The sequence below is a fragment of the Amycolatopsis lexingtonensis genome (genome assembly GCF_014873755.1).
GTDB classification, from domain to species: domain Bacteria; phylum Actinomycetota; class Actinomycetes; order Mycobacteriales; family Pseudonocardiaceae; genus Amycolatopsis; species Amycolatopsis lexingtonensis.
Window position 1 is genome coordinate 4,276,137 of the sequence record NZ_JADBEG010000001.1, and the last position, 26,296, is coordinate 4,302,432.

Annotated in this window: 26 protein-coding genes and 1 pseudogene; 10 read left to right on the forward strand and 17 right to left on the reverse strand. The window is 70.9% G+C overall.

The annotated features are described in order from the left end of the window. Positions 1 to 2 precede the first annotated feature (2 nt). Genes H4696_RS18840 through H4696_RS18850 form a run of 3 tightly spaced genes read right to left on the reverse strand, consistent with a single transcriptional unit; the run spans position 3 to position 2,454 of the window. Positions 3 to 791 (reverse strand): SDR family oxidoreductase, encoded by a 789-nt coding sequence (locus H4696_RS18840; RefSeq protein ID WP_086858634.1) that lies wholly within the window; start codon positions 789 to 791, stop codon positions 3 to 5. Beyond that, positions 788 to 1,978 carry a hypothetical protein gene (locus H4696_RS18845; protein WP_192782403.1) on the reverse strand — a complete coding sequence of 397 codons (1,191 nt, stop codon included), beginning with the start codon at positions 1,976 to 1,978 and terminating at the stop codon, positions 788 to 790. The genes H4696_RS18840 and H4696_RS18845 overlap by 4 nt, the downstream gene beginning before the upstream one ends. Further along, entirely contained in the window at positions 1,975 to 2,454 is a 480-nt protein-coding gene (locus H4696_RS18850; RefSeq protein WP_169734929.1) for a nuclear transport factor 2 family protein, read from the reverse strand. The genes H4696_RS18845 and H4696_RS18850 overlap by 4 nt, the downstream gene beginning before the upstream one ends. A 39-nt stretch (positions 2,455 to 2,493) precedes the next feature. Between H4696_RS18850 and cysD the strand changes: the two genes are divergently transcribed. Beyond that, on the forward strand, positions 2,494 to 3,423 hold the full coding sequence (gene cysD / locus H4696_RS18855; RefSeq protein ID WP_169734930.1) for a sulfate adenylyltransferase subunit CysD: 930 nt from the start codon (positions 2,494 to 2,496) through the stop codon (positions 3,421 to 3,423). Further along, the gene (gene cysC / locus H4696_RS18860; RefSeq protein WP_086858637.1) at positions 3,423 to 5,231 is read left to right on the forward strand and encodes an adenylyl-sulfate kinase; all 1,809 of its coding nucleotides are present in this window, start codon (positions 3,423 to 3,425) and stop codon (positions 5,229 to 5,231) included. The genes cysD and cysC overlap by 1 nt, the downstream gene beginning before the upstream one ends. On the opposite strand, the gene H4696_RS18865 is transcribed toward cysC, so the two are convergent. The 4 genes and pseudogenes from H4696_RS18865 to H4696_RS18880 form a co-directional block, all read right to left on the reverse strand. Then, on the reverse strand, positions 5,228 to 5,932 hold the full coding sequence (locus H4696_RS18865) for a class I SAM-dependent methyltransferase (RefSeq protein ID WP_086858638.1): 705 nt from the start codon (positions 5,930 to 5,932) through the stop codon (positions 5,228 to 5,230). The genes cysC and H4696_RS18865 overlap by 4 nt on opposite strands. Positions 5,933 to 5,936: 4 nt before the next feature. Further along, positions 5,937 to 6,582 (reverse strand): annotated as a pseudogene (locus H4696_RS18870) (response regulator). Beyond that, a complete protein-coding gene (locus H4696_RS18875; RefSeq protein WP_192782404.1) occupies positions 6,579 to 7,802 on the reverse strand; it encodes a histidine kinase in 1,224 nt (407 codons plus the stop codon). The pseudogene H4696_RS18870 and the gene H4696_RS18875 overlap by 4 nt, the downstream one beginning before the upstream one ends. Before the next feature lie 54 nt (positions 7,803 to 7,856). After that, positions 7,857 to 8,387 (reverse strand): snapalysin family zinc-dependent metalloprotease, encoded by a 531-nt coding sequence (locus H4696_RS18880; protein WP_192782405.1) that lies wholly within the window; start codon positions 8,385 to 8,387, stop codon positions 7,857 to 7,859. A 169-nt stretch (positions 8,388 to 8,556) separates the two neighbouring features. Here H4696_RS18880 and H4696_RS18885 point away from each other — a divergent pair, with 169 nt between their 5' ends. Further along, the gene (locus tag H4696_RS18885) at positions 8,557 to 10,476 is read left to right on the forward strand and encodes an ABC1 kinase family protein (RefSeq protein WP_086856747.1); all 1,920 of its coding nucleotides are present in this window, start codon (positions 8,557 to 8,559) and stop codon (positions 10,474 to 10,476) included. On the opposite strand, the gene lepB is transcribed toward H4696_RS18885, so the two are convergent. Together lepB and H4696_RS18895 are read right to left on the reverse strand one after the other, a co-directional pair. Beyond that, entirely contained in the window at positions 10,400 to 11,095 is a 696-nt protein-coding gene (gene lepB / locus H4696_RS18890) for a signal peptidase I (RefSeq protein ID WP_249026860.1), read from the reverse strand. The two genes, H4696_RS18885 and lepB, sit on opposite strands and share 77 nt — an antisense overlap. A gap of 93 nt (positions 11,096 to 11,188) precedes the next feature. Then, positions 11,189 to 11,521: a YnfA family protein gene (locus tag H4696_RS18895; RefSeq protein ID WP_086856745.1), complete on the reverse strand. Its 333-nt coding sequence runs from the start codon at positions 11,519 to 11,521 to the stop codon at positions 11,189 to 11,191. 17 nt (positions 11,522 to 11,538) lie between these two features. Between H4696_RS18895 and H4696_RS18900 the strand changes: the two genes are divergently transcribed. After that, entirely contained in the window at positions 11,539 to 12,294 is a 756-nt protein-coding gene (locus tag H4696_RS18900; protein ID WP_169734835.1) for a DUF4184 family protein, read from the forward strand. On the opposite strand, the gene H4696_RS18905 is transcribed toward H4696_RS18900, so the two are convergent. The 7 genes from H4696_RS18905 to H4696_RS18935 are packed head-to-tail and all read right to left on the reverse strand — an operon-like array spanning position 12,284 to position 18,662. Then, on the reverse strand, positions 12,284 to 12,685 hold the full coding sequence (locus H4696_RS18905; RefSeq protein ID WP_013224702.1) for a metal-sulfur cluster assembly factor: 402 nt from the start codon (positions 12,683 to 12,685) through the stop codon (positions 12,284 to 12,286). The genes H4696_RS18900 and H4696_RS18905 overlap by 11 nt on opposite strands. Continuing rightward, the gene (gene sufU, locus H4696_RS18910) at positions 12,682 to 13,131 is read right to left on the reverse strand and encodes a Fe-S cluster assembly sulfur transfer protein SufU (protein WP_086856744.1); all 450 of its coding nucleotides are present in this window, start codon (positions 13,129 to 13,131) and stop codon (positions 12,682 to 12,684) included. The genes H4696_RS18905 and sufU overlap by 4 nt, the downstream gene beginning before the upstream one ends. Beyond that, the gene (locus H4696_RS18915) at positions 13,128 to 14,417 is read right to left on the reverse strand and encodes a cysteine desulfurase (RefSeq protein WP_086856743.1); all 1,290 of its coding nucleotides are present in this window, start codon (positions 14,415 to 14,417) and stop codon (positions 13,128 to 13,130) included. Before H4696_RS18915 ends, sufU begins: the two co-directional genes overlap by 4 nt. A gap of 42 nt (positions 14,418 to 14,459) precedes the next feature. After that, positions 14,460 to 15,230, reverse strand: a complete 771-nt coding sequence (sufC, locus tag H4696_RS18920; protein WP_086856742.1) for a Fe-S cluster assembly ATPase SufC — start codon at positions 15,228 to 15,230, stop codon at positions 14,460 to 14,462. Between the two features lie 32 nt (positions 15,231 to 15,262). Beyond that, a complete protein-coding gene (sufD, locus tag H4696_RS18925) occupies positions 15,263 to 16,435 on the reverse strand; it encodes a Fe-S cluster assembly protein SufD (RefSeq protein ID WP_086856741.1) in 1,173 nt (390 codons plus the stop codon). Between the two features lie 2 nt (positions 16,436 to 16,437). Continuing rightward, positions 16,438 to 17,886: a Fe-S cluster assembly protein SufB gene (gene sufB, locus H4696_RS18930; RefSeq protein WP_086856740.1), complete on the reverse strand. Its 1,449-nt coding sequence runs from the start codon at positions 17,884 to 17,886 to the stop codon at positions 16,438 to 16,440. Beyond that, the gene (locus H4696_RS18935) at positions 17,883 to 18,662 is read right to left on the reverse strand and encodes a helix-turn-helix transcriptional regulator (RefSeq protein WP_192783044.1); all 780 of its coding nucleotides are present in this window, start codon (positions 18,660 to 18,662) and stop codon (positions 17,883 to 17,885) included. The genes sufB and H4696_RS18935 overlap by 4 nt, the downstream gene beginning before the upstream one ends. Positions 18,663 to 18,827: 165 nt before the next feature. Between H4696_RS18935 and mptB the strand changes: the two genes are divergently transcribed. The 6 genes from mptB (at position 18,828) to H4696_RS18965 (ending at position 24,483) form a co-directional block, all read left to right on the forward strand. Further along, on the forward strand, positions 18,828 to 20,453 hold the full coding sequence (mptB, locus tag H4696_RS18940) for a polyprenol phosphomannose-dependent alpha 1,6 mannosyltransferase MptB (protein ID WP_086856738.1): 1,626 nt from the start codon (positions 18,828 to 18,830) through the stop codon (positions 20,451 to 20,453). Positions 20,454 to 20,459: 6 nt separating this feature from the next. After that, positions 20,460 to 21,386 carry an ABC transporter ATP-binding protein gene (locus H4696_RS18945; protein WP_086856737.1) on the forward strand — a complete coding sequence of 309 codons (927 nt, stop codon included), beginning with the start codon at positions 20,460 to 20,462 and terminating at the stop codon, positions 21,384 to 21,386. Further along, complete coding sequence (locus H4696_RS18950; protein WP_086856736.1) at positions 21,383 to 22,165, forward strand: ABC transporter permease; 783 nt, start codon at positions 21,383 to 21,385, stop codon at positions 22,163 to 22,165. Before H4696_RS18945 ends, H4696_RS18950 begins: the two co-directional genes overlap by 4 nt. Before the next feature lie 93 nt (positions 22,166 to 22,258). Then, complete coding sequence (locus H4696_RS18955; protein ID WP_086856735.1) at positions 22,259 to 22,453, forward strand: hypothetical protein; 195 nt, start codon at positions 22,259 to 22,261, stop codon at positions 22,451 to 22,453. An 83-nt stretch (positions 22,454 to 22,536) separates the two neighbouring features. Continuing rightward, positions 22,537 to 23,502, forward strand: a complete 966-nt coding sequence (locus H4696_RS18960; RefSeq protein ID WP_086856734.1) for a COX15/CtaA family protein — start codon at positions 22,537 to 22,539, stop codon at positions 23,500 to 23,502. A 63-nt stretch (positions 23,503 to 23,565) separates the two neighbouring features. After that, the gene (locus H4696_RS18965) at positions 23,566 to 24,483 is read left to right on the forward strand and encodes an acyl-CoA desaturase (protein WP_086856733.1); all 918 of its coding nucleotides are present in this window, start codon (positions 23,566 to 23,568) and stop codon (positions 24,481 to 24,483) included. Positions 24,484 to 25,038: 555 nt separating this feature from the next. Here H4696_RS18965 and H4696_RS18970 read toward each other — a convergent pair. Continuing rightward, the gene (locus H4696_RS18970) at positions 25,039 to 26,202 is read right to left on the reverse strand and encodes a hypothetical protein (protein WP_225955740.1); all 1,164 of its coding nucleotides are present in this window, start codon (positions 26,200 to 26,202) and stop codon (positions 25,039 to 25,041) included. Positions 26,203 to 26,296 lie beyond the last annotated feature (94 nt).

Below are 26,296 nucleotides of genomic sequence, written 5' to 3' on the forward strand. Positions count from 1 at the left end.
TCCTAGTGGTGGTACTCGCCGCCGTTGACGTCGAGGCACTGCCCGGTGATCGCGCGCGCCATCGGCGAGGCGAGGAACACCACGGCGTCGGCGATCTCGTCGGGCTCGGGCAGCTTGCGCAGGTCTATTGTGGACGCGGTCTCGGCGTACACCTCTTCGGGCGTGATGCCGCGTTCCTTGGCGAGGTAATTGAAGTACCACTTGAGGTTCGGTGCCCAGATGTAGCCGGGGGCGACGGTGTTGACGCGGATGCCGTCCGGGCCGACTTCGCTCGCGAGGCTCTGCGACAGCGACAGCAGCGCCGACTTCGCCATCTTGTACGCGCCGAACGTGCGCCGGGAATGCCGCAGCACGGCGGAGTTGATCATCACCAGCGAGCCCTTGCTCTCCTTGAGCGCGGGCAGGAACAACCGGGTCAGCCGGAGCACGGAGATCGCCGCGGTTTCGAAGCCCTTGCGGACCGCGTCGAGGTCCACTGTGGCCAGATCGGTCAGCGGCGGGACGGCGAAGGCGTTGTGCACCACCGCGTCCACGCGCCCGAACGCCTCCACCGCCTCGTTCACCAGGTTCTCGGCGGAGTCCGCGTCGTCGATGTCGGTCCGGATCGCGACCGCGCGGCGCCCGAGGTCGGTGACCTCCTTGGCCACCTCGGTCAGCCGCGATTCGGTGCGCGCGGCGAGCACGACGTCGGCGCCGGCCTGCGCGCTGCGCACGGCGATCGACCGCCCGAGCCCGGGACCGATGCCCGAGACGACGACGACCTTGTCCCGCAACAGGTTCTCCACGCTCACCCCAGCATCCGGGCGGCGACGGCGTCCTGCCGGGCCGCGATCCGCGCCGACCACTCGGCCGGCGTCACGCGCGCTTGCTCGTGGTAGGGCAGCCGGTCCGGCAGCTCGTCGACCTTGACGACCTCGACGACCGGGCCGTCGTCCGGGCCGAGGTCCCGCGCCAGCCGCTGCCAGCGGATCTGGATGTACCCGCGGTCGTGCCCGGTGCGCTCCAGCCAGTTCGCCAGGCCGGGGTCGCGCTCGCTGACGACGAACCGGATCTTGCCGTCCGGGTCGACGCGTGCCTGGTCCGCGGTGAGGCTCGTCTGGTGGTTGATGTAGTCGAGCGAGACGTACCAGAGGCTGCCGAGCTGGATGCCCTGGTAGGGCGCGTCCGCGCAACGCGGCACGGTGACGATCATCGCCTCTTCCTCGCCGAGGTCGTAATGCCCGGCCGAGGAGAACTGCGTGGTCAGCCCGCCCGGCGTCGACCGCGGCTCGGTCATCGTGTTCACCGGCAGGTTGTCGTAGAACCACTTCGGGAACGCCAGGAAGGTCTTCAGCCGGCTCAGCAGGATCTTGCCGGTGACGCCGTAGCGCTTGGCCATGGCCGATCGGTCCGGCACCGGCGGCGCCTGGCCCGCCGTGTCGACGCACTGGATCCGGATTTCGCCGCGCTTCTCGGTGGCCCAGTCGCTGTGGACCTCGCGCACGACGAGCATCGACGAGCCCTCGCCGAGGGTGAAGTAGTTCGGCCCCGGGTTCTCGCGGGCCGGGCCGAACCGCAGCTCGAACCGGCCGTCTTCGCCGATTTCGATGGCCCGGTCGTCGAACGCGGCGAGGCTGTCGGGCACCACGACCGGCGAGTAGTCGCCGTTGAGGATCTGGAAGCTCAGGTCGGCGGTGGTCCCGCGGACGCCGGTGACCAGGTACTCCCGGTCGGGGCGGATGTTCGCGTTGAAGTAGAGCGTGTCCGGGTTGTCGAGGCCCATCTTCGTGTATGGCCCGGTGGACGCGGTGAAGTACGGGAAGTCGCGCTGGTAGGCCCAGGCCATCTGCAGCGACGCGCGGATGCTCCCGGCGAGGTAGTCGTAGCCCTCCAGCAGGCCCTGCTCGGTCTGCGCCGGCGGCGCTTCGGCGATCAGCTTCTCGGCCTCGGCGATCGCGTCGGCGAACGGCCGGGTCAACGAGAACTCGTTCTCGATCATGCCGGAACGGCCCAGCGGTTCGCGAGCAGCCGGAAGCCGGGGTTGCCTTCCCACGACAGCATCGACTCGTAGGTCCGGACGTACCCGATGTGCGACATCCGCCAGGCGCCGTCGGCGTCCCGGCGGTAGGTGTCCTCGTAGAAGGCGGCGCCCTCGATGATCACCTTGTGGTCGGGGACGATCACCTTGTCGGTGAACGACCACCGCCCGGTCGCGGTGTCGCCGTCGACCTCGATCTCAGGCTGACCTGCGTGGTGGACGGTGATGATGCCGTTGCCGAGGCTCTTGGTGAGGAACTCGAGGATGGCGTCGCGCCCCTCGAACTTCTTCCCGTCACCACCCACGGCGTGCGTCCCGTAGTCGGCCGTGGCGTCGACGGTGAACGTGTCGGCCACCTCGTCCCACAGCTTCAGGTCCACCCCGCGCAGGTACCGGTACTTCAGCCGGCGGATCTCTTCGAGTACGACCAGGTCCATGTTCACAGGGTCTCGCACCGCTTGACCAATGACAAGAACATGTTCTACTTTTTTCCGGTGTCCGTGGCCTATGAGCTGTCCCACCTGGCCGCGCTCGAAGCGGAGGCCGTACACGTCTTCCGTGAAGTCGCGGCGACCTTCGAACGCCCGGTGCTGCTCTTTTCCGGCGGCAAGGACTCGGTGGTGATGCTGCACGCCGCCGCCAAGGCGTTCTGGCCGGCGCCGCTGCCGTTCCCCGTGCTGCACGTCGACACCGGCCACAACTTCGACGAGGTGCTGCGCTTCCGCGACGAGACCGTCGCCGCGCTGAACCTGCGCCTGGAAGTCGCAAGCGTGCAGGACGACATCGACGCCGGCCGCGTCGTCGAGGAGACCGGCCCGGGCGCGAGCCGCAACCGGCTGCAGACCGTGACGCTGCTGCGCGCGATCCGCGAGGGCGGGTTCGACGCCGTGTTCGGCGGGGCCCGGCGCGACGAGGAGAAGGCTCGCGCGAAGGAACGCGTCTTCAGCTTCCGCGACGAGCACGGCCAGTGGGACCCGCGGGCGCAGCGCCCGGAGCTGTGGAACCTCTACAACGGGCGGCACCGCCGCGGCGAGCACATCCGCGTCTTCCCGCTGTCGAACTGGACCGAGCTGGACATCTGGCAGTACATCCGCGACGAGCGGATCGCCTTGCCGCCGTTGTACTACGCGCACCGGCGCCCGGTCGTCCAGCGCGACGGCATGCTACTCGCGGCGACCCGATTCCTGTCCCTTGTGGACGGAGAGAAACCGTACGAGGCGACCGTGCGCTTCCGGACCGTCGGCGACGCCACGTGCACCGGCTGCGTCGAATCGTCGGCGGCGACACCGTCCGAAGTGGTCGCCGAGGTGGCCGCGACCCGCGTCACCGAACGCGGCGCGACGCGGGCGGACGACCGGATTTCCGAAGCAGGCATGGAAGACCGCAAGCGGGAGGGCTACTTCTGATGCAGCTGCTGAGGATCGCCACGGCGGGCAGCGTGGACGACGGGAAGTCCACGCTGATCGGCCGGCTGCTGTTCGACTCGAAGGCGATCTTCACCGATCAGCTCGCCGCCGTCGAACGCGCCAGCCGCGAACGCGGCGAGGACTACCCGGACCTCGCGCTGCTCACCGACGGCCTGCGGGCCGAACGCGAGCAGGGCATCACGATCGACGTCGCCCACCGCTACTTCGCCACGCCCAAGCGGAAGTTCATCATCGCCGACACCCCGGGCCACCTGCAGTACACGCGCAACATGGTGACCGGCGCGTCGACGGCGGACCTGGCGCTGATCCTGGTGGACGCGCGCAAGGGCGTGCTGGAGCAGTCGCGGCGGCACGCGTTCCTCGCGTCGCTGCTGGGGATCGGGCACCTCGTGGTGTGCGTGAACAAGATGGACCTGGTCGGCTGGTCCCAGGAGCGGTTCGACGAGATCCGCGAGGAGTTCCGGCGGTTCGCGATGAAGCTCGACGTCGCCGACCTGACGTTCGTGCCGGTTTCGGCGCTGCACGGCGACAACGTCGTCCACCGCAGCGCGAGCATGCCGTGGTACGAAGGGACTTCGCTGCTGCACCAGCTCGAAGAGGTGCACGTCGCTTCCGACCGCAACCTGATCGACGCCCGGTTCCCGGTGCAGTACGTGATCCGCCGCCCGGACTTCCGCGGCTACGCGGGCACCATCGCGGGCGGGGTGTTCAAGCCGGGCGACGAGGTCGTGGCGCTGCCGTCGGGGTTCACCTCCCGCGTCCGGGCGGTCTGGGGCCCCGGCGGAACGCCGCTCGCGGAAGCGTTCACCGGGCAGGCGGTGACGGTCGAGCTGGCCGACGACCTGGACCTGGGCCGCGGTGCGATGCTGTGCCGCCCGGGCAACCGCGCGGAGTCGGCGCGCGAGGTCGACGCGCTGGTGTGCTGGTTCTCCGCGCGGTCGTCGCTGACCCCGGGCGGCTCGTACGCCGTCCGGCACACGACGACCGAGACGCGCGGTTCGGTGGAGAAGCTGGAGTACCGCCTGGACGTGACGACGCTGCACCGCGACGCCGCGGAGTCGTTGTCCTTGAACGACATCGGCCGCATCCGGCTGCGCACGCGGGCACCGCTGCTGTTCGACCCCTACCGCCGCAACCGCGCCACGGGCGGCTTCCTGCTGGTGGACGAGCACACCGGCGACACGGTCGCGGCGGGCATGATCACCGGCGCGGTCGCGTCCCCGGTCGTCTGGCACACCGCGGCGGTCCGCCGCGAGGACCGCCCGACCCGCGGCGCGACGGTGTGGCTCACCGGCCTGTCGGCGTCGGGCAAGTCGTCGGTGGCGGTCGAGCTGGAACGCCGCCTGGTCGCGGCCGGCCGGCCCGCGTACCTCCTCGACGGCGACAACCTCCGCCACGGCCTCAACGCCGGCCTGGGGTTCAGCCCTTCGGATCGCGCCGAAAACGTGCGCCGGGTGGCGGAGGTGGCGCGCCTGTTCGCGGACGCGGGCGTGGTGGCGATCGCGTCCCTGATCAGCCCGTACGCTTCGGACCGGGCTCGCGCGCGGGAGGTGCACGCGGACCTGCCGTTCGTGGAGGTCTTCGTGGACACGCCCCTGGAGGTGTGCGAGGCCCGGGACCCGAAGGGCATGTACGCGAAGGCGCGCGCCGGGGAGATCAAGGGGTTCACCGGCATCGACGCGCCCTACGAGCGCCCGGAGTCCCCGGACCTGGTCCTGCACCCGGCCGACGGCGACCCGGCGACCATGGCCGCCGCCATCCAGGCCCTGCTGGACGACCTCGGCTAACCGGCTTCGAGCACGAAGAACAGGAAGCTCGGGAAGGTGTCGAGGATCGGGAAGTCGTCCGGGAACAGCTCGCGCGCGGCCGCCGTGGGCCGCGGTTCGTGGACGACGGCGATCCGGAACCCCGCCGCGGTGAAGGCATCGGTCATCGCGTGCAGCGGCTTGTTCCAGAAGGTCATCCGCGCGATCCGGCCGTGCATCGGGAATTCGTCGGTCCAGGTGTAGTGCGCGAAGTAGTCGGGCCGGGGCCCTTCCTGGCGGTGCGTGAGGTTGACCATGAGCGGGTGGTTGACCGAGGCGATCAGGCGGCCGCCGGGCTTGAGCACCCGTTTCAGTTCACCCAGCGGAGGCGCCCAATCGCGCAGGTAGTGCAGCACGAGCGAGGCGGTGGCGAGGTCGAACTCATCGTCGGGGAAGGGCAGCGGCTCGGCGAGATCGGCGACCCGCAGATCGGCGTCGTCGCCGAGCCGCTGCCGGGCGAGGTCGACCATGCCGGCGCTCTGGTCGAACCCGGACACCACGGCACCCCGGTCCCGTAAGGCGGCGAAGAGCGGGCCGGAGCCGCACCCGGCGTCGAGCACCCGCTGCCCGGCCACGTCCCCGGCCAGCGCCAGCGCGGCGGGCCGTTCGTAGTGGGCGTTCATGAGACTGGACTCGTTCTCGGCCGCGTAGGCCTCGGCGAAGCTGTCGTACTGGGCGGTCATGCCTTCATCCTGCCGGAATCACGAAGCCCGAGTCGTAAGCCCGGATCACCGCCTGGGTCCGATCGCGGGCACCCAGCTTCGCGAGCACGTTGCCCACGTGGGTCTTCACCGTCTGGACGCCCAGGTACAACTGCCCCGCGATCTCCACATTGGACAGCCCGGCGGCCATCAGCCGCAGGACTTCTTGCTCCCGCTCGGTCAGGTGCACGCCCGCCAGCCCGTCCCCGGCCGGCGCGTGCCCGGCGGCCAGACGCCGGATCGCGGCGGGGAACAGCAGCGACTCCCCCGCCACCACGGTCCGGATCGCCGCCACGATCTCCTCCGGCCGGGCCCGCTTTGAGCAGGAACCCGCTGGCCCCGGCGCGCAAGGCGTCGTAGACGTAGTCGTCGTTCTCGAAGGTGGTCACCACGATCACCTTCGGCGGGTCCACAGTGGACATCAGGTGCGCGGTGGCGGCGATCCCGTCCACCGCGGGCATCCGCACGTCCATCAGCACGACGTCCGGCCGCAGCCGGGCGACGAGGCCGGGCACCTCGGCGCCGTCGGTGGCCTCGCCGACCACGGAGAAGCCGTCTTCGCTGTCGACGATCGCCCGCAGCCCGGCCCGGATCAGCGGCTCGTCGTCGACCAGCAGCACGCCGACGCTCACCGCCCGCTCCCCCACGGCACCCGCACCACGACCTCCCACCGCTCGTCCACCCGTCCCGCCGACAGCTCGCCCCCGAGCACCGCCGCCCGCTCGGCCATCCCGCGAACCCCCCGGCCGCCACCAGCCCGGCCGGACCCGGGCGAAAGCGGGTTCGTCACCCGGGCCACCAGCTCCTGCCCCGCGACCGACACGACCACCGCCACCGGGACCCTACCGGCGTGCCGCACCGCGTTGGTCAGGCATTCCTGCAGGATCCGGTACACCTCCCGGGACACCACCGCCGGCACCGCGGCCAGGTCACCGTCGAGCGAGGCCGTCACCGGGGTGCCCGCCAGCCGGGTCGTCTCCAGCAGCGTCGGCAGCTCGGTCAGCGCCGGCCGCGGGGTGCGGGCCGCCGCCTCTTCGCGCAGCAGGCCGAGTACGTGGTCGAGGTCGTCGAGCGCCGTGCGGGCCGAGTCCTCGATCGCGCCCAGCGCGCGCTCGGTGAAGGCCGGGTCGGTGCGCAGCGTCCGCCGGGCCGCGCCCGCCTGAAGGGTGACGACGCTCAGCGCGTGCCCCACCGAGTCGTGCAACTCCCTGGCCAGGCGGTTGCGCTCGGCGAGCTGCTCGGTCCGCCGCTCCAGCCGGGCGATGCGGTCGGCCGCGCTCATCCCGAGCAGCCCCGTCGCGGCCCGGCGCAGCAGGCCGCCGGTCGCCCAGACCGCGTACACCAGCAGCACCCCGCCCAGCACGAACACCGCGGGCAGCCACGCCGACGCCCAGCCCACCGGTACCGAGATCCCGCCCTCGGTGGTCTCGACCAGCCGTCCGGTGAACACCGCGCTCACCGACAGCCCGATCGCCACCGGCGCGAGCAGGCTGAAGAAGCTGACGACGAACCCGGCCACGACGTGCAGCACGAACATCCCCGCGGCCTGCCGCCGGCCGCGCCGGGTGTGCGGTTTCGCCGGGGCATCCGGCACCGGGTCGTCCAGCAGCTCGCGGACGGCGGTGGATTCGAGCACGTGCACCGCGGGCAGGAACGCCGTGCCGGCCAGCACGAGCAGCGTCAGCCCGCCGCCGAGCACGGTCGCCCGCTCCATCGTCGTGACGAAGGGCAGCACCGACGGCACGGCGACCGCGGAGAACAGCAGGTAGGGCACGCTGATCGCGCCGCCGAGCACGAGGTAGACCCACCGGCGGTAGGTCGCCTTGGCCGTCAGGGGGCGGAGGACGCGCACCGGCCGATCTTCGCAGCCGGAAGCAGCGCGCGCCTCCCCCTTGAGATGGACGCGCTAGCGGACCGAAACCCGGGTCTCGGTCCGCGCCGCCGCGAAGCCGTTCACCCACAGGGACTGGACCTTCGCGGCCTCGGTCGCGTCCGGGTTCGCGTTCTTGCACGCCGTGCCCGGGCCGTGGCCGGACATCAGCTCGGTGCACGGGCCGCTGTAGTGGTCGGGCAGGCCGAGGTTGTGGCCGAGCTCGTGCGCGGCGATCCGGGTCGGGTCGTAGCCCTCGGCGACCTGGCTGGTGTCGAGGTAGATGTCGCCGCGGCCGTGGCCGTTCGTGTTCGTGTACGAGCCGCCGCTGTGGGTCTCGTGGAACGAGATCGTCGCGCTCGTGTTCCGCTTGACCAGCTTCACGTCGGTGACGGCGGCGTTCCAGTTGGCCGCGCCCTGGTCGATCTGGGCGAGGTAGTCCGGCGCGCCCGAGGAGCTGTAGTACAGCGTCGTGACGGTGGCCGCCGAAGCTTCGGGAGCGAAGCCGAGGGCCAGCGGGGCCACCAGCGCCAGGGCCGCGACCCGGGCGATCACGCGTGCGTCCATCGTGTCTCCTTCGTCCGATTCAGAGAACACTTCACCGTGGTTCGAGCGATCAGGTTAGAAGTCCACCAACCGCGGCGGCCACGGCCGAAAGTAGTTCCCTCGCGGGAGGGAGCCGGGTCCCGCCGCCGCGTGAGCCGCCCGGGCCCGCCGCCGTGGTCTGCTCTCCGGCGTGGACATCCTGCTGGGCCTGCTGACCCTCCCTCTGTACGCACTGGTGCTGTGGCCGCTCGTGGTGGCGTCGCGGCGGGTGCTCGGCGTCCGGATCGGCGCCGTGCGGGCGTTGTGCGGCGCCGGCTTCGGCTGGCTCGTCGCGGGCGGAATCGCCCAGGCGTTCCCGGTTTCCCTGCTGCGCAACGGCGGCGCGGCGCTCGGCCTGCTGATCCCGTTGGCGGGCAGCGCTTTCCTCGCGACGCTGATCTTCCTCCTCGTCGCCGAGATGGCCCTGCCGGACGGGCTCCGGCTGCGCGCGCTGGGCGCCAAGATCACGCGCGCCCGGCGGTACTCGCAGATCAGCCGGATCGCCCTCAAGCACGGGCTCGGCCGCTACCTCACGGGCCGCCGCGACCCCGACCTCGCACCGGGACGGCACGCCAAGCTCGCCCGGTCCCTGCGCCAGGCGCTCGAGGAGGGCGGCGTGACGTTCGTGAAGCTCGGCCAGCTGCTCTCGACCCGCGCGGACCTGCTGCCACCGGTGTTCGTCGACGAGCTCGCGAAGCTGCAGGACAGGGTCGCGCCCGCCCGCGCCGACGCGGTGTGGGCCGTGCTGACCGCCGAACTCGGCGGCTCGCCCGACGAGATCTTCGCCGAGTTCGACCCCGAGCCGCTCGCGGCCGCGTCGGTCGCGCAGGTCTACCGGGCGAAGCTGCGCGGGGGCGAGGACGTCGTCGTGAAGGTCCAGCGCCCGGGCGTGCGGGAGCAGGCCGAGCGCGACATCGACATCGTCCGGCGCGTCGCCGCGGCCCTCGAGGAACGCGCGGACTGGGCGCGCTCGCTCGGCGTCACCGACCTGGCCGACGGCTTCGCTGAGGCACTGTCCGAGGAGCTCGACTTCACCATCGAGGCCCGCAACATCGCCGCCGTGGCCGCCACTTCCCACCCCGACGTCGTGCTGCCGACCGTCCACAAAGCACTGTCCACGGAGCGCGTCCTGGTGATGTCCCGGCTGGCGGGCAAGCCACTGGAGCAGGCGCCGGCGGCCGACCGCGCGCGGCTGGCGCGGTCCCTGCTGCGGTGCCTGCTCGACCAGGTGCTGCTCGGCGGCGTCTTCCACGCCGACCCGCACCCGGGCAACCTCATGCTGCTGCCCGGCGGCCGCCTGGGCCTGCTCGACTTCGGCTCGGTCGGCCGCCTCGACGCGGGCCTGCGCGGCGGCCTGCAGAACCTGGTGCTGGCCCTGGACCGCGGCGACCCGGCGGCCCTGCGCGACGGGCTGCTGGAGATCGTCGACCGCACCGGCGACCTCGACGAGCAGCGCCTCGAACGCGCTCTCGGCGCCCTGGTCGCCCGCCACTTCGGCCCCGGCCGCGGCCCCGGCATCGACCTCTTCACCGGGCTGTTCCGGGTGGTCGCGGACTTCCGGCTGAGCGTGCCGCCCCCGGTGGCCGCGGTGTTCCGCGCGCTGGCGACGGTGGAGGGCACGCTCGCCGCCCTCGACCCCGGCTTCGACGTCATGGCCGAGTCCCGCGCGTTCGCCGCCGAGCAGGTCGGCGCGGGCCTGCGCCACACCGCGGCCAACGAGGTGGCGGCCCTGCTCCCGGTGCTGCGCCGCCTTCCCCGCCGCATCGACCGCATCGGCGCGGCCCTGGAGGAGGGCCGGCTGTCGGTGAACGTCCGCCTGTTCTCGGACGAGCGCGACCGGGACGTGGTGACGGGGCTGGTCCACGAGGTCCTGCTGGCGTTCGTGGGCGCGGCGACCGGCTTGATGGCGGTGCTCCTGCTGGGCAGCACGGGCGGCCCGCGGATCCTGCCGGACCTGACGCTGCACCAGGTGTTCGGCTACAACCTGCTGGTAATCAGCGCACTGGTGGGCCTGCGGCTGCTCTTCGTCGTCTTCCGGCGCTCCGGACGGCGGCCACGATCAGCCCGCTGAGCCCGGCCGCGGACAGTGCCGCCCCGCCGAGGATCCACCACCGCAACCCGGTCAGGGTTTCGTCGGCGTACGGGGTTCCCGGCAGGCCCGCGTCGGTGAACGCGGTCGTGGGGGCCAGCGGTGCCGGGTGCAGCACCGACCCGGTGCCGACCACGAAGCCGGTGACTGCGGACAGCGGGACGACCCCGAGGAGGCGCGAATCGCGGGCCCGGCCCCGCTCGTCCCCGAGCACGAACACCGTGCCCTCGTGCATGCGCGTGAGGTACGGCGTGGTGGCGGCCGGATCGTGCGCGTACTCGTCCTGGCTGAGGTAGGTCTCGGTGATCGGCTCGCCGTCGACCGACAACCGCCCGCCGGTGCAGCACGCGACGACGTCCCCGGCGACCGCGACGACCCGCAGCGCCGAGGGCCCGGCGGAATCCGGGTGGGCGAACGCGCCGCGGTCGAACAGGACCAGGTCCCCGCGGTAGACCTCCTCGCCGTGCCGGACGCGCACGACGGCCGAATCCCCCGGCTTCACGGTGGGGCTCATCGCCACCCCCGGCACCCGGTAGGCCCGGTAGTCGCCGAAATCCGTGCCCAGGCCGTACCCGGTGACCCCGAACCCGAGCAGCAGCACGACGATCCACCCGACGAGGACCGGGGATATCCGGCGGCGCTTCGGCGGCGCGAGTTTCGGTCACGGTGATCTATCGAGCCCTGAGGTGCGCCGTTACCCCGTCCGCGGCGCGTACATGATCACCGCGACCCCGGCCAGGCACAGCAGCGCCCCGATCACGTCGAACCGGTCCGGCCGGTAACCGTCCGCCACCATGCCCCACGCCAGCGATCCCGCCACGAACACCCCGCCGTAGGCGGCGAGGATCCGGCCGAAGTGGGCGTCCGGCTGGAGGGTCGCCACGAAGCCGTACGCACCCAAGGCGAGCAGGCCGCCGCCGATCCACAGCCAGCCCCTGTTTTCGCGGACGCCCTGCCAGATCAGCCAGGCGCCGCCGATCTCGCACACCGCCGCCGCGAGGAACAGGAAGATCGAGCGCAGGACCACCCCGGGATACTAACCGCGTGCCGTTCACGCTGAGTCATCCCGCCGCCGTGCTGCCGCTGGCGCGGCGGCCGCTGGTGGGGTCCGCGCTCGTCGCCGGGTCGGTCGCGCCGGACGTCTTCTGGTTCGTGCCGCGGCTACCCGGGATCGGGCTGACCAGGACCCACGAGTTCGCCTCGGTGCTCTGGCTCGACCCGCTCCTCGCCCTGGCGATCCTGGCCCTGTTCCAGCTGCTGCTGAAGCGGCCGCTGCTGGCCCTGGCCCCGAGTCGGCTGGCCGAACGGCTCCCCCGCCACTTCAGCTGGAAGCGGCCGTGGTGGATCGCCCTCTCGCTGGTGCTCGGCGCCGCCACGCACGTCGGGTGGGACGCCTTCACCCACGAGAGCGGCGGGCTGCCGTTCCTGCGGATCCCGCTCGTCACCGGCGTCGACGTCGGGCGGCTGATCCAGCTCGTCAGCACGATCGCCGGGGCCGCGGTCCTCGCCTGGTGGCTGCGGAACTGGTACCGCACCGCGCCCACCCGGCCGACGCCGGAAGCCATCCGGCACCGCAAGCACGTGCTGGCGTTCCTGGCCGCCGGCGCGCTCACCGGCATGGCCGCCGAACTACTGCCGTTCCTGGCCCACCACGACCCGATGACCCGCGCGGGTGTGGTCGGCAACGCGACCTACCTGCTGGTCACCGGCTCGTGCAGTGGGTTCCTCACCGCGCTCGTCCTCTACGCGCTCGCCTGGCACGCCCGGAAAAGCCGTGAAGCAGACGAGATCAGACGGTGAAGCCGAGGGCGCGCAGCTGCTCGCGGCCGTCCTCGGTGATCTTCTCCGGGCCCCACGGCGGCATCCAGACCCAGTTGATCCGGAAGTCCTTGACCAGCCCGCCGCTGGTCAGCGCGGCCGACGTCTGGTCCTCGATGACGTCGGTCAGCGGGCAGGCCGCGGACGTCAGCGTCATGTCGATGGTGGCCGTGTTGTCCGGCTCGACGCGGATGTCGTAGACCAGGCCCAGGTCGACGACGTTGATGCCGAGCTCCGGGTCGACGACGTCGCGCATGGCTTCCTCGACGTCCTCGAGCTTGGCGAGGTCGAGGTCCTGCGTCGCGGTGGTCTCGGCGTCGAGGTCGGCGGCGGTCCGGCCCTCGCGAGCGTCGGTGGCGGTGTCTTCGGTCATGCTTTCTCAGCTCCGTTGGTGGTCCGGGCGACGGCGTCCTTGAAAGCCATCCAGCCGAGGAGGGCGCACTTGACGCGAGCCGGGTACTTGGCGACGCCCGCGAAGGCGACCCCGTCCTCCAGCACGTCCTCGTCCGGTTCGATCTTTCCCTTGCCCTGCATCAGTTCCACGAAGGCGTCCATGGTGGTGAACGCCTCCTCAAGCGTGTGGCCGACGACGAGATCCGTCAAGACCGACGTCGAGGCCTGGCTGATCGAGCAGCCCTGGCCGTCGTAGGAGACGTCGGTGACCTTCCCGTCGTCGAGCTTCACCCGCAGCGTCACCTCGTCGCCGCAGGTCGGGTTGACCTGGAACGACTCGGCGTCGAACGGGTCGCGCAGGCCGCGCCCGTGCGGGTGCTTGTAGTGGTCCAGGATGATCTCCTGGTACATGCTCTCCAGGTTCACTGCGCCACCCCGAAGAACTTCTGCGCCTCACGCACCCCGGCCACCAGTGCGTCCACTTCGGACAGGTCGTTGTAGAGGTAGAACGACGCGCGCACGGTCGCCTGCGCGCCGCAGGCCCGGTGCAGCGGCCACGCGCAGTGGTGGCCGACGCGCACGGCGATGCCGAGGCTGTCGAGCACCTGGCCGGCGTCGTGCGGGTGCACGCCGTCGATCACGAACGACACGGTCGCGCCGCGGTCCTTCAGGTCCGTCGGCCCGATGATCCGGACGCCCGGGATGGCGCCGATGCCCTCGATGGCCGCCGCGGCGAGCTGGTGCTCGTGGGCCGCGATCCGGTCCATGCCGAGGGCCGAGAGGTAGTCCACGGCCGCGCCGAGGCCGATGGCCTGCGACGTCATCGGGACGCCGGCCTCGAACCGCTGCGGCGGCGGCGCGAAGGTCGAGCCCTCCATGCGGACCATCTCGATCATCGACCCGCCGGTGAGGAACGGCGGCATCGCTTCGAGCAGCTCGGTACGCCCGTAGAGGACGCCGATGCCGGACGGGCCGAGCATCTTGTGCCCGGAGAACGCGGCGAAGTCGACACCCAGCGCGTGGAAGTCGACCGGGAAGTGCGGCACCGACTGGCAGGCGTCGAGCACGGTGAACGCGCCCACGGCCTTGGCCTTCTCGACCAGCACCGAGACGGGGTTGACCGTGCCGAGCACGTTCGACTGGTGCGCGAACGCGACCACCTTCGTGCGCGACGTGATCAGCTCGTCCACATCGGACAGGTCGAGGCGGCCGTCTTCGGTGACCTTGAACCACTTCAGCGTCGCCCCGGTGCGCTGGCAGAGCTGCTGCCACGGCACGAGGTTCGCGTGGTGCTCCATCTCGGTGACGACGATCTCGTCGCCCGGCCCGACCCGGAAGCGCTCGGCCTCCGGGCCGGCCGTGGCGGCGTTGCTCATCGAGTACGCGACGAGGTTGATGCCCTCGGTCGCGTTCTTGGTGAACACCAGTTCCTCGGGGTCGGCGCCGACGAACTCCGCGACCTTCGCGCGCGCGGACTCGTAGGCGTCGGTGGCCTCTTCGGACAGCTGGTGCGCACCGCGGTGCACGGCGGAGTTCGACGTGAAGACGTAGTCGCGTTCGGCGTCGAACACCGCGGTCGGGCGTTGCGAGGTCGCCCCGGAGTCCAAGTACACCAAGGGTTTCCCGTCGCGGACCGTGCGCGACAGGATCGGGAAGTCGGCCCTCAAGGCCGCCACGTCGAGTGGCACAGAGCTGGCCGAGGTGGTGGTCATCGGGCCGACTCCTCTCGTTCTCGGTGTAGTGCTAGCGGATTGTCAGAGCGCGGCCGGCTCGGGCTTGCCGGCGTACTTGACGTAGCCGTGCTCCTCGAGCTCGTCCGCCAGCTCCTTGCCGCCCGACTCGACGATCTTGCCGCCGGCGAAGACGTGCACGAAGTCCGGCGTGATGTGCCGCAGGATCCGGGTGTAGTGCGTGATCAGCATGACGCCGACCTCGCTCGAAGCCTTGTACGCGTTCACGCCCTCGGAGACGACGCGCAGGGCGTCGACGTCCAGACCGGAGTCGGTCTCGTCGAGGATGGCGAACTTCGGCTTGAGCAGCGCCAGCTGCAGGATCTCGTGGCGCTTCTTCTCGCCGCCGGAGAAGCCCTCGTTGACCGAGCGCTCGGCGAACTCCTGCGAGATCTCGAGCTTGCCCATCTCCTCCTTGACCTCCTTGACCCAGTGGCGCAGCTTGGGGGCCTCGCCACGGACCGCGGTGGCCGCGGTGCGGAGGAAGTTGGACATGGACACGCCGGGCACCTCGACCGGGTACTGCATGGCCAGGAAGAGGCCGGCGCGGGCGCGCTCGTCGACGCTCATCTCGAGGACGTTCTCGCCGTCGAGCAGCACCTCGCCGGAGGTGACGTCGTACTTCGGGTGCCCGGCGATGGCGTAGGACAGCGTGGACTTGCCCGAGCCGTTCGGGCCCATGATCGCGTGCGTCTCGCCCGACTTGATGGTCAGGTTGACGCCCTTGAGGATCTCCTTGGCGCCTTCGTCGGTCGTGACCGAGGCGTGGAGGTCCTTGATTTCCAGGGTAGCCATTCTTCGTTTCCTAAAGTCTGTGGTGGACGGCGTCAGGCGCCAACGGCTTCGAGCTCGGCCTCGATCGCGGCTTCGAGGCGCTCGCGCACCTCGGGGACGTCGATCTTCACCAGGATCTCGTGGAAGAACCCGCGCACGACCAGGCGCCGCGCGGCTTCTTCGGCGATCCCGCGCGACTGGAGGTAGAACAACTGCTCGTCGTCGAACCTTCCCGTCGCGCTCGCGTGGCCGGCGCCTTCGATCTCGCCGGTCTCGATCTCGAGGTTCGGCACCGAGTCCGCGCGGGCCCCGGGCGTGAGCACCAGGTTGCGGTTGAACTCGTAGGTGTCGGTGGCCTCGGCCGCGGCGCGGATCAGCACGTCGCCGATCCAGACCGTGTGCGCGCCCTCGCCCTGCAGCGCGCCCTTGTAACCCACCCGCGACTTGCAGTTCGGCACCGCGTGGTCGACGAAGAGGCGGTGCTCCTGGTGCTGGCCACCGTCGGCGAAGTAGACGCCGAGCATGTCGACGTCGCCGCCCTTGTCGGTGAAGGTCGCCGTCGGCGAGACGCGGACCAGGTCACCGCCGAGGGTGATCACGGTGTGCCGCAGCGCGGCGTCGCGGCCCAGCTTCAGGTGCTGCTCGGAGACGTGCACCGCGTCGTCGGCCCAGTCCTGGACGCTGACCACGGTGACCTTGGCGCCGTCGCCGATGACGAACTCGACGTTGTCGGCGTAGGTGCCGGAGCCGACGTGGTCGAGCACGATCACGGCTTCGGCGAACGCCTCGGCACGGACCTGCAGGTGCCCGTAGGCGACCTTGTCCTCGCCCGGGCCGTGGATGCGCAGCACGGACGGCTTCGACGCCTTCGTCTCCTTGGGCACCGTCACGACGGTCGCCTTCTGGAACGAGGAGTACGCCTGGGCGGCGATGCGGTCGCTCGGGACGCCGGCCTGGCCGAGCCGCGAGTCGTCGCGGCCGACGGTCTCGATGGTCAGCTCGGGGGCGGCGTCGGCTTCCAGCGTGATCTCGCCGGTGGCGGGCGCGCTGCCGTCGTGCAGGCCGCGCAGCCGCTTCATCGGCGTGAAGCGCCAGTTCTCCTCACGGCCGCCGGGGACCTCGAAGGCCTCGACGTCGTAGGAGGTGAAGCGCTCCGCGCGGGAGGCCGCCGGAATGACGGCCCCCTCGCGGAGCGACTCCGAAACGTTGTTCTCGGTAACCGACATGACTAGCCGACGGACCCTTCCATCTGGAGCTCGATCAGGCGGTTCAGCTCGAGCGCGTACTCCATCGGCAGCTCACGGGCGATCGGCTCCACGAAGCCGCGCACGATCATCGCCATCGCTTCGGCCTCGTCGAGACCGCGCGACATCAGGTAGAACAGCTGGTCCTCGCTGACCTTGGACACCGTGGCTTCGTGGCCCATGGACACCTCGTCGTTGCGGATGTCCACGTACGGGTACGTGTCCGACCGCGAGATGGTGTCGACGAGCAGCGCGTCGCAGACCACGCTGGAGCGCGAGTGGTGCGCCCGCTTCGCCACGCGGACCAGGCCGCGGTAGGAGGTGCGGCCGCCGCCGCGCGCCACCGACTTCGACACGATGGTCGAGGAGGTGTGCGGCGCGAGGTGCTCCATCTTGGCGCCCGCGTCCTGGTGCTGGCCCTCGCCCGCGAACGCGACCGACAGGACCTCGCCCTTGGCGTGCTCGCCCATGAGGAACACCGACGGGTACTTCATCGTCACCTTGGAACCGATGTTGCCGTCGATCCATTCCATGGTCGCGCCCTCTTCGCACTTGGCGCGCTTGGTGACCAGGTTGTAGACGTTGTTCGACCAGTTCTGGATGGTCGTGTAGCGGCAGCGGGCGCCCTTCTTGACGATGATCTCCACGACCGCCGAGTGCAGCGAGTCGGACTGGTAGATCGGCGCCGTGCAGCCCTCGACGTAGTGCACGTACGCACCTTCGTCGACGATGATCAGGGTGCGCTCGAACTGGCCCATGTTCTCGGTGTTGATCCGGAAGTAGGCCTGCAGCGGGATGTCCACGTGCACGCCCTTCGGCACGTAGATGAACGAGCCGCCGGACCAGACCGCCGTGTTCAGCGCGGAGAACTTGTTGTCGCCGGCCGGGATGACCGAGCCGAAGTACTCCTCGAACAGCTCCGGCTGCTCGCGCAGCGCGGTGTCCGTGTCGAGGAAGAGCACGCCCTGCTTCTCGAGGTCCTCGCGGATCGAGTGGTAGACGACCTCGGACTCGTACTGGGCCGCGACACCGGCGACGAGGCGCTGCTTCTCCGCCTCGGGGATGCCGAGCTTGTCGTACGTGTTCTTGATGTCTTCGGGCAGGTCTTCCCAGCTCGCAGCCTGCTTCTCGCTGGAGCGGACGAAGTACTTGATGTTGTCGAAGTCGATCCCGGAGAGGTCGGCCCCCCAGTTGGGCATGGGCTTCTTCTCGAAGAGCTTGAGCGCCTTGAGTCGCGCTTCGCGCATCCACTCCGGCTCGGACTTCTTCCCGGAGATGTCGGTGACGACATCTTCGTTCAGCCCGCGACGGGCGCTGGCGCCCGCCTCGTCGGAGTCGGCCCAGCCGAACGCGTACTTGCCAAGGGACTCGATGGTCTCTTCCTGGCTCAGTGGCGCGGTGGTGGGAGTGCGCTGCTCGGCAGCGGCAGTCATGCGGGTTTCCCTCCATTCGGGATCCGTGCTGTGCGCCCTGAGGGCACCGTGCTGCCCGGCTCGGGATGGGCCGGGTTGTTACCCGCCGGAACGGGAACGTGTGTGGTGCACGCGGAGTCACCGCGCGCGATGGTCGCCAGTCGCTGGACGTGGGTGCCCAGCAGCTGCGCGAACGCCTCGGTCTCGGCCTCGCAGAGCTGCGGGAACTCCGCGGCCACGTGGGCGACCGGGCAGTGGTGCTGGCAAAGCTGCGCTCCGACGTTCTGACCGGGCGCCGGAGCACCGACCTGACGGGTCGACGCAGCGTAGCCCTCCCTGGTCAACGCGGTCGCCAGGGCCTCGGCGCGTGCCGCGGGATCACTCGATCCGGTGATCGCCGAGCGGTGCGGCCCGACCAGCTTCTCGATGCGGCGCTCGGCGAAGGCGCGTACGGCGTCTTCACCGGCGTGCTCGGCGAGGAAGCGGATGGCGGAGACGGCGAGGTCGTCGTAGGCGTGACCGAACCGGGCGCGGCCGGGCTCGGTGAGCAGGAACAGCTTCGCGGGACGACCCCGGCCCCGGGGTCCGCGGCGCGGCGCGTCCCGGCTCTCGGCCTCGCCGTCGGCGAGCAGCGCGTCCAGGTGCCGGCGGACGGCCGCCGGGCTGATGCCGAGCTGCTCGGCGACCACGACGGCGGTCATGGGACCCTGTTCCAGGAGCAGCCGGGCAACCTCTTGGCGGGTCTTGCCCTCGGCGCTGACCTGCGACGGGACAGCGGGGAGCGCGGCACGCGGCATGTCGCCGCCCGCCTGGTCACCCGCCTCCGTCTTTTTCACAACACAAGTGTGTCTTATTTCCCCCCGGTCGGCAAAGGCGGGGTGTCCGGCAGTGATCCGACTCACTCCGGGCCGGACCGATACCCTGCACCCGTGGCAGTGGGCGAACAGGATCAGCAGGCGACGGTGATCGCGACCGAACGTGCCCACCCCGTGACGCTTTCGCCCGTCCACCCCCGCGAACCGCTCCCCCTCGAGGCCGCCGAGCAGCGCGGGCTCAACGTCGTGCGCCGGTTCGGCACGGTCGGGTCGCTCTTCCTCGCCCTCGGCTCGCTCGGCGCCGGCGCCGCCCCGGTGATCAACCCGGTGCAGGAGATCCCGGTGCTGCGGCTGTTCACCCGGATCCCGACGGTGTCGCTGGCCATCGCCATCTCCGGGATGGGCATCCTGGTGCTGAGCTGGCTGATGCTCGGCCGGTTCGCCCGCCCCGACCGCGCGCGGCTCGCGTCGCAGGGCCAGCTCGCCCGCACCATCGCGCTGTGGGTGCTGCCGCTGCTGGTGATCCCGCCGCTGTTCTCCCGCGACGTCTACAGCTACCTCGCGCAGAGCGAGATCGTGCACCGCGGGATGGACCCGTACGTGCTCGGCCCGGCGCAGGCGCTCGGCGTCGCCGACCCGTACACCGCGGGCGTGTCGAACATGTGGCGCGAGACCCCGGCGCCGTACGGGCCGCTGGTGCTGCGCCTCGGCGGCTGGCTGGCGCCCCTGGCGGGCAACAGCATCGCGGTCGGCGTGCTGCTGCAGCGCGTGCTCGCGCTGGCCGGCGTCGTCCTCATCGTCTGGGCGCTGCCGCGGCTGGCGCGCCGCTTCGGCGTCCAGCCCGCGACCGCGCTGTGGCTCGGCGCGCTGAACCCGCTGCTGATCTTCCACTTCGTCGCCGGCGCCCACAACGACGCGCTCGCCGTCGGCCTGATGCTCGCCGGGCTGGAGGTGGGCATCCGGCGGCTGCCGATCCGGGTGAAGGGCGACACTCCCCCGCCACTGGCGCGGGGCGAGCTGCTCTACATCGGGCTCGGCGTGGCCATCATCACGCTCGGCGTCGCGGTGAAGCTGCCCGCGGTGTTCGCGCTGCCGTTCTTCGCCGTGATGGTCGCGCGGCGCTGGCACGGCAGGCTCAAGGACCTCTTCCTGGCGGGCGCGCCGATGGCGGCGTGGTTCGGGGTCGTGCTGGTCGCCGTCTGCTTCGGCACCGGGCTCGGCTTCGGCTGGTTCGGGGCGACGTTCAACACCCCGGGCCTGGTCCGCTCCTGGATCTCCCCCACCGCCGAGCTGGCCAACCTCTCCGGCGTCCTGGGCATCGCGCTCGGGCTCGGCAACCACACCAACGGCCTGGTGCCGATCCTCGGCGCGCTCGGCTACCTCGTCGCCGTCGCCATCACCTTCAAGTTCCTGTGGGACAGCTTCAAGTGGCGCTACCGGCCGATCATCGGGCTGGGCGTGTCGCTGGGCGCGGTGATGATCCTGCAGATCAACCTGCAGCCCTGGTACGTGCTGTGGGCGGTGATCCCGCTGGCCGCCGCGGCCGGGACGTCCCGCTTCCGGGTGGCCGCGACGGTGCTGTCCGCCGCCCTGCCGTTCCTGCTCCCGCCCACCGGCAGCACCTTCGACGGCCGCCCGTACGTGCTGCCCTTCGCCTACGTCGCGGCGATCGTCGTCTGCGGCGGCGGGATGCTGATCGTGCGGCGGCTGGCGCCCGTGCTGCTGTCCAGGCCGTCCCCGCGGCTGCCCGCGCGGGCCGAGCCCGTATCGTGACCCGATGTGAGTGCCCCCGCCGTCGAGATCACCGGGCTGGTCAAAAGCTACGGCTCCACCCGCGCGGTCGACGGTCTCGACCTGCGGATGGAGCGCGGCAGCCTGCTCGCCCTGCTCGGCCCGAACGGGGCCGGCAAGACCACCACCGTCGAGCTCTGCGAAGGCTTCCTCAAGCCTGACGCGGGCACGGTGCGCGTCCTCGGCCTCGACCCGGTCCGCGAGTCGGCGGCCCTGCGCCCCCGCGTCGGGATCATGCCCCAGGGCGGCGGCGCGTACCCGGGCGTCCGGGCCGACGAGATGCTGCGCCTGGTGGCGTCCTGCGCGGCGTCCCCGCTGGACCCGGCCTGGCTCCTGGAGACCCTCGGGCTGACGTCGGTGCGCCGCACGCCGTTCAAGCGCCTCTCCGGCGGCCAGCAGCAGCGGCTGTCACTGGCGTGCGCCCTGATCGGCCGGCCGGAGCTGGTGTTCCTCGACGAGCCGACCGCGGGCATGGACCCCCAGGCCCGGCGCCTGGTGTGGGACCTGCTGGCGGCCCTGCGCCGCGACGGCGTCTCGGTACTGCTGACCACGCACCTGATGGAGGAAGCGGAGGCGCTGGCCGACACGGTGGTGATCGTCGACCACGGCAAGGTCGTCGTTTCGGGCGCGCCCCAGTCGCTGACGATGGACGAAACCGGCGCGGCGGGGCTGCGGTTCAAGGCCCGCACGAGGCTCGACACGGCGTTGCTGACGGCGGCGCTGCCGGAGGGCTACACGGTCCGCGAGTCGGCCCCCGGCACGTACGTCGTGGTCGGCTCGGTCGACCCGCAGGTGGTCTCGACGGTCACGGCGTGGTGCGCCCAGCAGGGCGTGCTGCCCGAGGAACTGCAGGTGGGCAAGCGGACGCTCGAAGAGGTCTTCCTGGAACTGACCGGACGGGAGCTGCGGGCATGACTTTCGCTCCGGGCACGTTCACCCCGGCCCCGGGCCGCGGCTCGCTGGGCCGGATGCTGCGCACCCACGCGCGGGTCGAAGCGAGCCTGACGCTGCGCCACGGCGAACAGGTGCTGCTGACGCTCCTCATCCCGCTGGCGCTGCTGATCGGGCTGTCCCTTTTGGACATTCTGCCGGCGTCGTCACTGGGTTCTGTTCCGCGCGTGGACTGGATCACGCCTCGCATCCTGGCGCTGGCGGTGATGTCGTCGGCGTTCACCGGCCAGGCGATCGCCCTGGGCTTCGACCGCCGGTACGGCGTGCTGAAGCGCCTCTCGGCGACGGCGCTGCCACGCTGGCTGCTGGTGGCCGGGCGCGTGGTGGCGGCGCTGGTGGTGGTCGCGCTGCAGTCGGTGATCATCGGCGTGGTCGCGGCGTTCCTGGGCTGGTCGCCTTCGCTGTCCGGTCTGTTGTCGGCTCTTGTGCTGCTCGTCTTGGGGACGCTCGCGTTCGGCGCGTTGGGCGTGCTGCTGGGCGGCGCTTTGCGGGCCGAGGCGGTGCTGGCGCTGGCGAACGTGGTGTGGTTCGTGCTGCTGCTGGCGGGCGGGATCCTGCTGGCGCCGTCGTCGTTGCCGTCGGGGCTGGCTCGCGTGGTGGAGCTGCTGCCGTCGGGGGCGCTGGCGGAGGGAATGCGAGCGGCCCTGGTGGACGGGGCTTTCGCGCCCGGTCCGATGGCGGTGCTGGCGGTGTGGGCGGTGCTCGCGGGAGCGCTGGCTTCGCGGACGACGAAGCTCACCTGAGTCCGAACGGCACCGGGTAGAACTGACCTCACGAACCGGCCGCCGCTGCGCCAAGGTCGTCCGGACACATCCGGGACCGAGGGGGCAGTTCACATGGTTTCGAAAACCCGCGTCTTCCTGATCCTGCTCCTCCTGCTGGTGGTGGCGATCGGCGTGCTCGTCCTGCTTCTCAAGCTGGACGCGGGCGCCTTCTGGATCAAGACCGCGCCGATCGCCGTCCTCGGGTTCGGCGCCGTCTTCGCGCAGTCGATGGGCTTCTTCCAGAAGAAGGCCAAGAAGACCGAGTGACCTTGGTCCCTTGCGCCGGCTGAGCCATTGTGGGCGCCGGGACCTGCCGAAAGCCGCGTTTCCGCGCGCTCTACCATCGATGTGTGCCGTTCACCAGCCTCGTCGCCCGTCTGCCGTTTCCGTCCGCCGCCGTGCAGCGGGCCGTCGGGATCGCCGCGGTCCTCGCGCAGGCGCTGATCGGCGTCACCGGCTCCATCGTGCGCGTCACCGGGTCCGGGCTCGGCTGCCCGACCTGGCCGCAGTGCGTCGCGGGCAGCCTCGTGCCGAAGCACGACTCCGGGATCGACGCGCTCAACCAGTGGATCGAGTTCGGCAACCGGATGCTCACCGGCGTCGTCATCGCCGTCGCCGCGGTCGCCGTCGTCACCGCGTGGCGCGTGCAGATCGACCACCCGGGCCGCAAGCGGCTGGTGAAGCTGGCCTGGACGATGCCTGGCGGCGTCGTGCTGCAGGCCGTCGTCGGCGGCCTCACCGTGCTCGCGAAGCTGGAGTGGTGGACGGTCGCGATCCACTTCCTCGCCACGACCCCGCTCGTCTGGCTCGCCGTGCTGCTGCTGCGCGCGTTCCGCGAAGGCGACGAGCCCGCGAAGCCGCTGGTCCCCGCCGCCGGCCGGGGCATCCTGGTCGCGCTGGCCGTCGTGATGTGGCTCGTCCTCGCGGCGGGCACCACGGTCACCGGCGCCGGCCCGCACAGCGGCGACATCAACACCCACCGCCTGAACGCCCCGGTCGAAGCACTCGCCCAGGTCCACGGCGGACTCCTGGTGCTGTACCTGCTGCTGCTCGCGGTGTTCGGCCTCCAACTGATGCGCGTCGGCGCGCCGAAGAGCCTGTGGCGGCGCTACACGGCGGTCTGGGTGATCGCGCTGGCACAGGGCGGACTCGGGTCGCTGCAGTACGCGCTGGGCGTGCCGGAAGCGATGGTGTCCTTCCACGTGCTCGGCGCGATGGCGGTCATCATCGCGACGGCGACCCTGTGGACGGGCAGCCGCGACCGCGGCCCGGTGGTCTCACTGGAACCCGCCCCGCGCGAACTCGCCGCCGCCTGACCGCAACGAACGCTTAACTCCACGTCGGCGTGCCCGTTTCGCCCGTGGGTTACTGTTCGCGCCATGACCTCGCGCGCCGCCCCCAAGCCGCTGATCTCCCATCGCCGCGGCACGGGCGAGATGATCGTGCTCAAGACGTTCCTGCTCGTGCCGTTCGCGGCGCTGCTCATCGCGATCCCGCTGGTCTGGGGCTGGGGCATGACCTGGCTCGACCTGATCCTCGCCGCGGTGTTCTACGTCTTCGCGACGCTGGGCGTGACGGTCGGCTACCACCGCTACTTCACCCACGGCGCCTTCAAGGCCTCGCGCCCGCTGCGGGTGGCGCTGGCCATCGCGGGCAGCATGGCGGTCCAGGGTTCGGTGATCTTCTGGGTGGCCAGCCACCGCCGCCACCACGCGTTCGCCGACCGCGAGGGCGACCCGCACTCCCCCTGGCTGTTCGGCACCTCCCCGGCGGCGCTGCTGCGCGGCTTCTGGCATGCGCACATGGGCTGGATGTTCGGCCGCGAGGTCACCAACGCGGACCGCTTCGCCCCCGACCTGGTCGCGGACGACGACCTGCGCTGGGTGAACCGCTACTTCTGGCTGTGGATCACGCTGAGCCTCGCGCTGCCGGCGGTCTTGGGCGGCCTGCTTTCGTGGTCGTGGTGGGGCTTCGTGACGGCGTTCTTCTGGGCCGGGCTGGTGCGGATCGCGTTCCTGCACCACGTTTCGTGGTCGGTGAATTCGGTGTGCCACTTGATCGGTGAGCGGCCGTTCGCGAGCCGCGACAAGGCGGCGAACTTCTGGCCGCTGGCGGTGTTGTCGATGGGCGAGTCGTGGCACAACTCGCACCACGCGGACCCGACGTGCGCGCGGCACGGGGTGCTGCGGGGGCAGGTGGATATCTCGGCGCGGGTGATCCGGACGTTCGAGCAGCTCGGCTGGGCGACGGACGTGCGCTGGCCGCGGGCGGATCGCCTCGCTGCTAAGCGGGCCTAGGCGATCGCCTAGGACCTACACTGCGTCTCGTTTCGTTGGGCTGTGCGCGGTAACTCACAGCCACCCCGCAGATCGGTAGACAATGGCGAGCCAGGCCGCGCCATTGCTCGAGCAGGTTTGAACCGGCGTTCGACGACATTGCGCCCGTGGTAGTCCACCGGGTCGAGACCAGTGGACGCCCGCCGCGGAAACCGCGACACACCTCGGAGCATCCCAGTCGTCAATCGAGGCCTTTGCCAGGCACGCCCTAGCACCTGGTTCGTGCAGCTCGTAGCCGAAGCGGAAACCTGCAGCCCGAAGAGCGTAGCCGAAGTCGATCCGGCTACTCCATTTAGTCCAGTCGATTACGCGCAACTAGGCCGAATGGTCTAGTCTTCCGCTCGCAGGCTTCGGGCTGTACTTGAAAAGCGAACAGAGGGAGAGAGCGCGTGGTGCATCACGACCACGCCGGTGGTGGCGGCGAAGGCGGCGGCAACACCGGTAACTGACCTGGCCAGGTGCCAGCGCTCTCCAGGGAAGGGAATGAAGCCACGTTGGCGTGATGTGGCTTCGTTTTCACCGCCGCGGCCACCGGAAGGCGATCCCGTACTCCTCCCTCGGCTGGCAGCCCCCTTCGAAGGTGTGCTGCACGAACCCGTCGCCGACGTCGCGCAGGCGGGGATCACCCGGCGCCGGCCGCCGCAGCCGCTCCACCTCGAGCTGCTCCGCGTACCACCAGCAGGCTTCCGGCAAGCAGGCCTCGTCGAACTTCACGCGGATCGTCAGCCCGCCCGGCGCCACCCCGTGGTGATCGATCTTGACGTTGATCCACCTCCGCACTTCGTCGAGTTTCCCGTCCAGCGCTTCGGAAACGAACGCGTAGGGCTCGTCCAGCCGCAGCTTCCGCCGGAAGCGCAACCTGGCCGCCACGGGGTCGACCGGGTCCTCGCCGGGCACCGCGACCAGGCGGCAGTTCCAGAGGGCGACCACCGGCAGCTCGGCCAGGTTCCCGGTCCACCCCGTTCCCGCTTGGACGTCGTAGCCGTCGAGGCCGTCTTTGCGAGCGACGATGTCCCGCTCGGTGATGCGGCGCAGCACCGTCCGCCGGTGCATGACGACGGTGATGAGCATCCGCTCTACGAACACCGGCTGCGCGCCCTCGGACGGAGCGCGGAACCCCTCCGGGCTGCCGGCGGCGGGCGGCGTTCCCGTCATGGCCGAGCGCCCGATCTCCACGTAGGGCAACCAGTCTTCGCCTTTCAGGTGCTCGAGCTTGCCCGCCACGGCGGCGGCCAGCATCTCAAGCGCGCCGGCCCAGGCCTTGTTCATCGGCGTGTTCGACAGCGGTTTCCGGCCTCCGAAAAGACCTCGCACCTCGGCCAACTGACCGAACCGCTCGCCGAGGGTCGGCGCCCAGCCGCTGTCCGGAACGGGCGGCAACCGGAACGCGGCCAGCAGGACGAAATGCTCTCTCGGTTCCACCACCGCGCCCAATTTGCCGATTTCGTCGACGACGAGTCCCCAGATCGCGTATGCGCGGGTTTCCGGGGTGGCGGACGGCAGTGAAGCGGTCGGGCCGACGAGACAGCCGAGCACGGTCGCGGAGCCACCCGACGACGATTCGGCCGCGCGCCGCAGGGCTCCGAGCAGGTCTTCGTCGCGACGCCGGGCCAGCGATCCCAGCGCCGCCTTTTCGGGAAGCCCCGGTAAAGATCGACAATCCGCAGAAAAGTCCGGCAAGCAGAAACACCTCCGCACCACCAAAGATCATTTCCGATCGCAGCCCCCGCGCGGCACCCTGTTAGAGGCGTACTAGTACACCATAGAGAGGGGT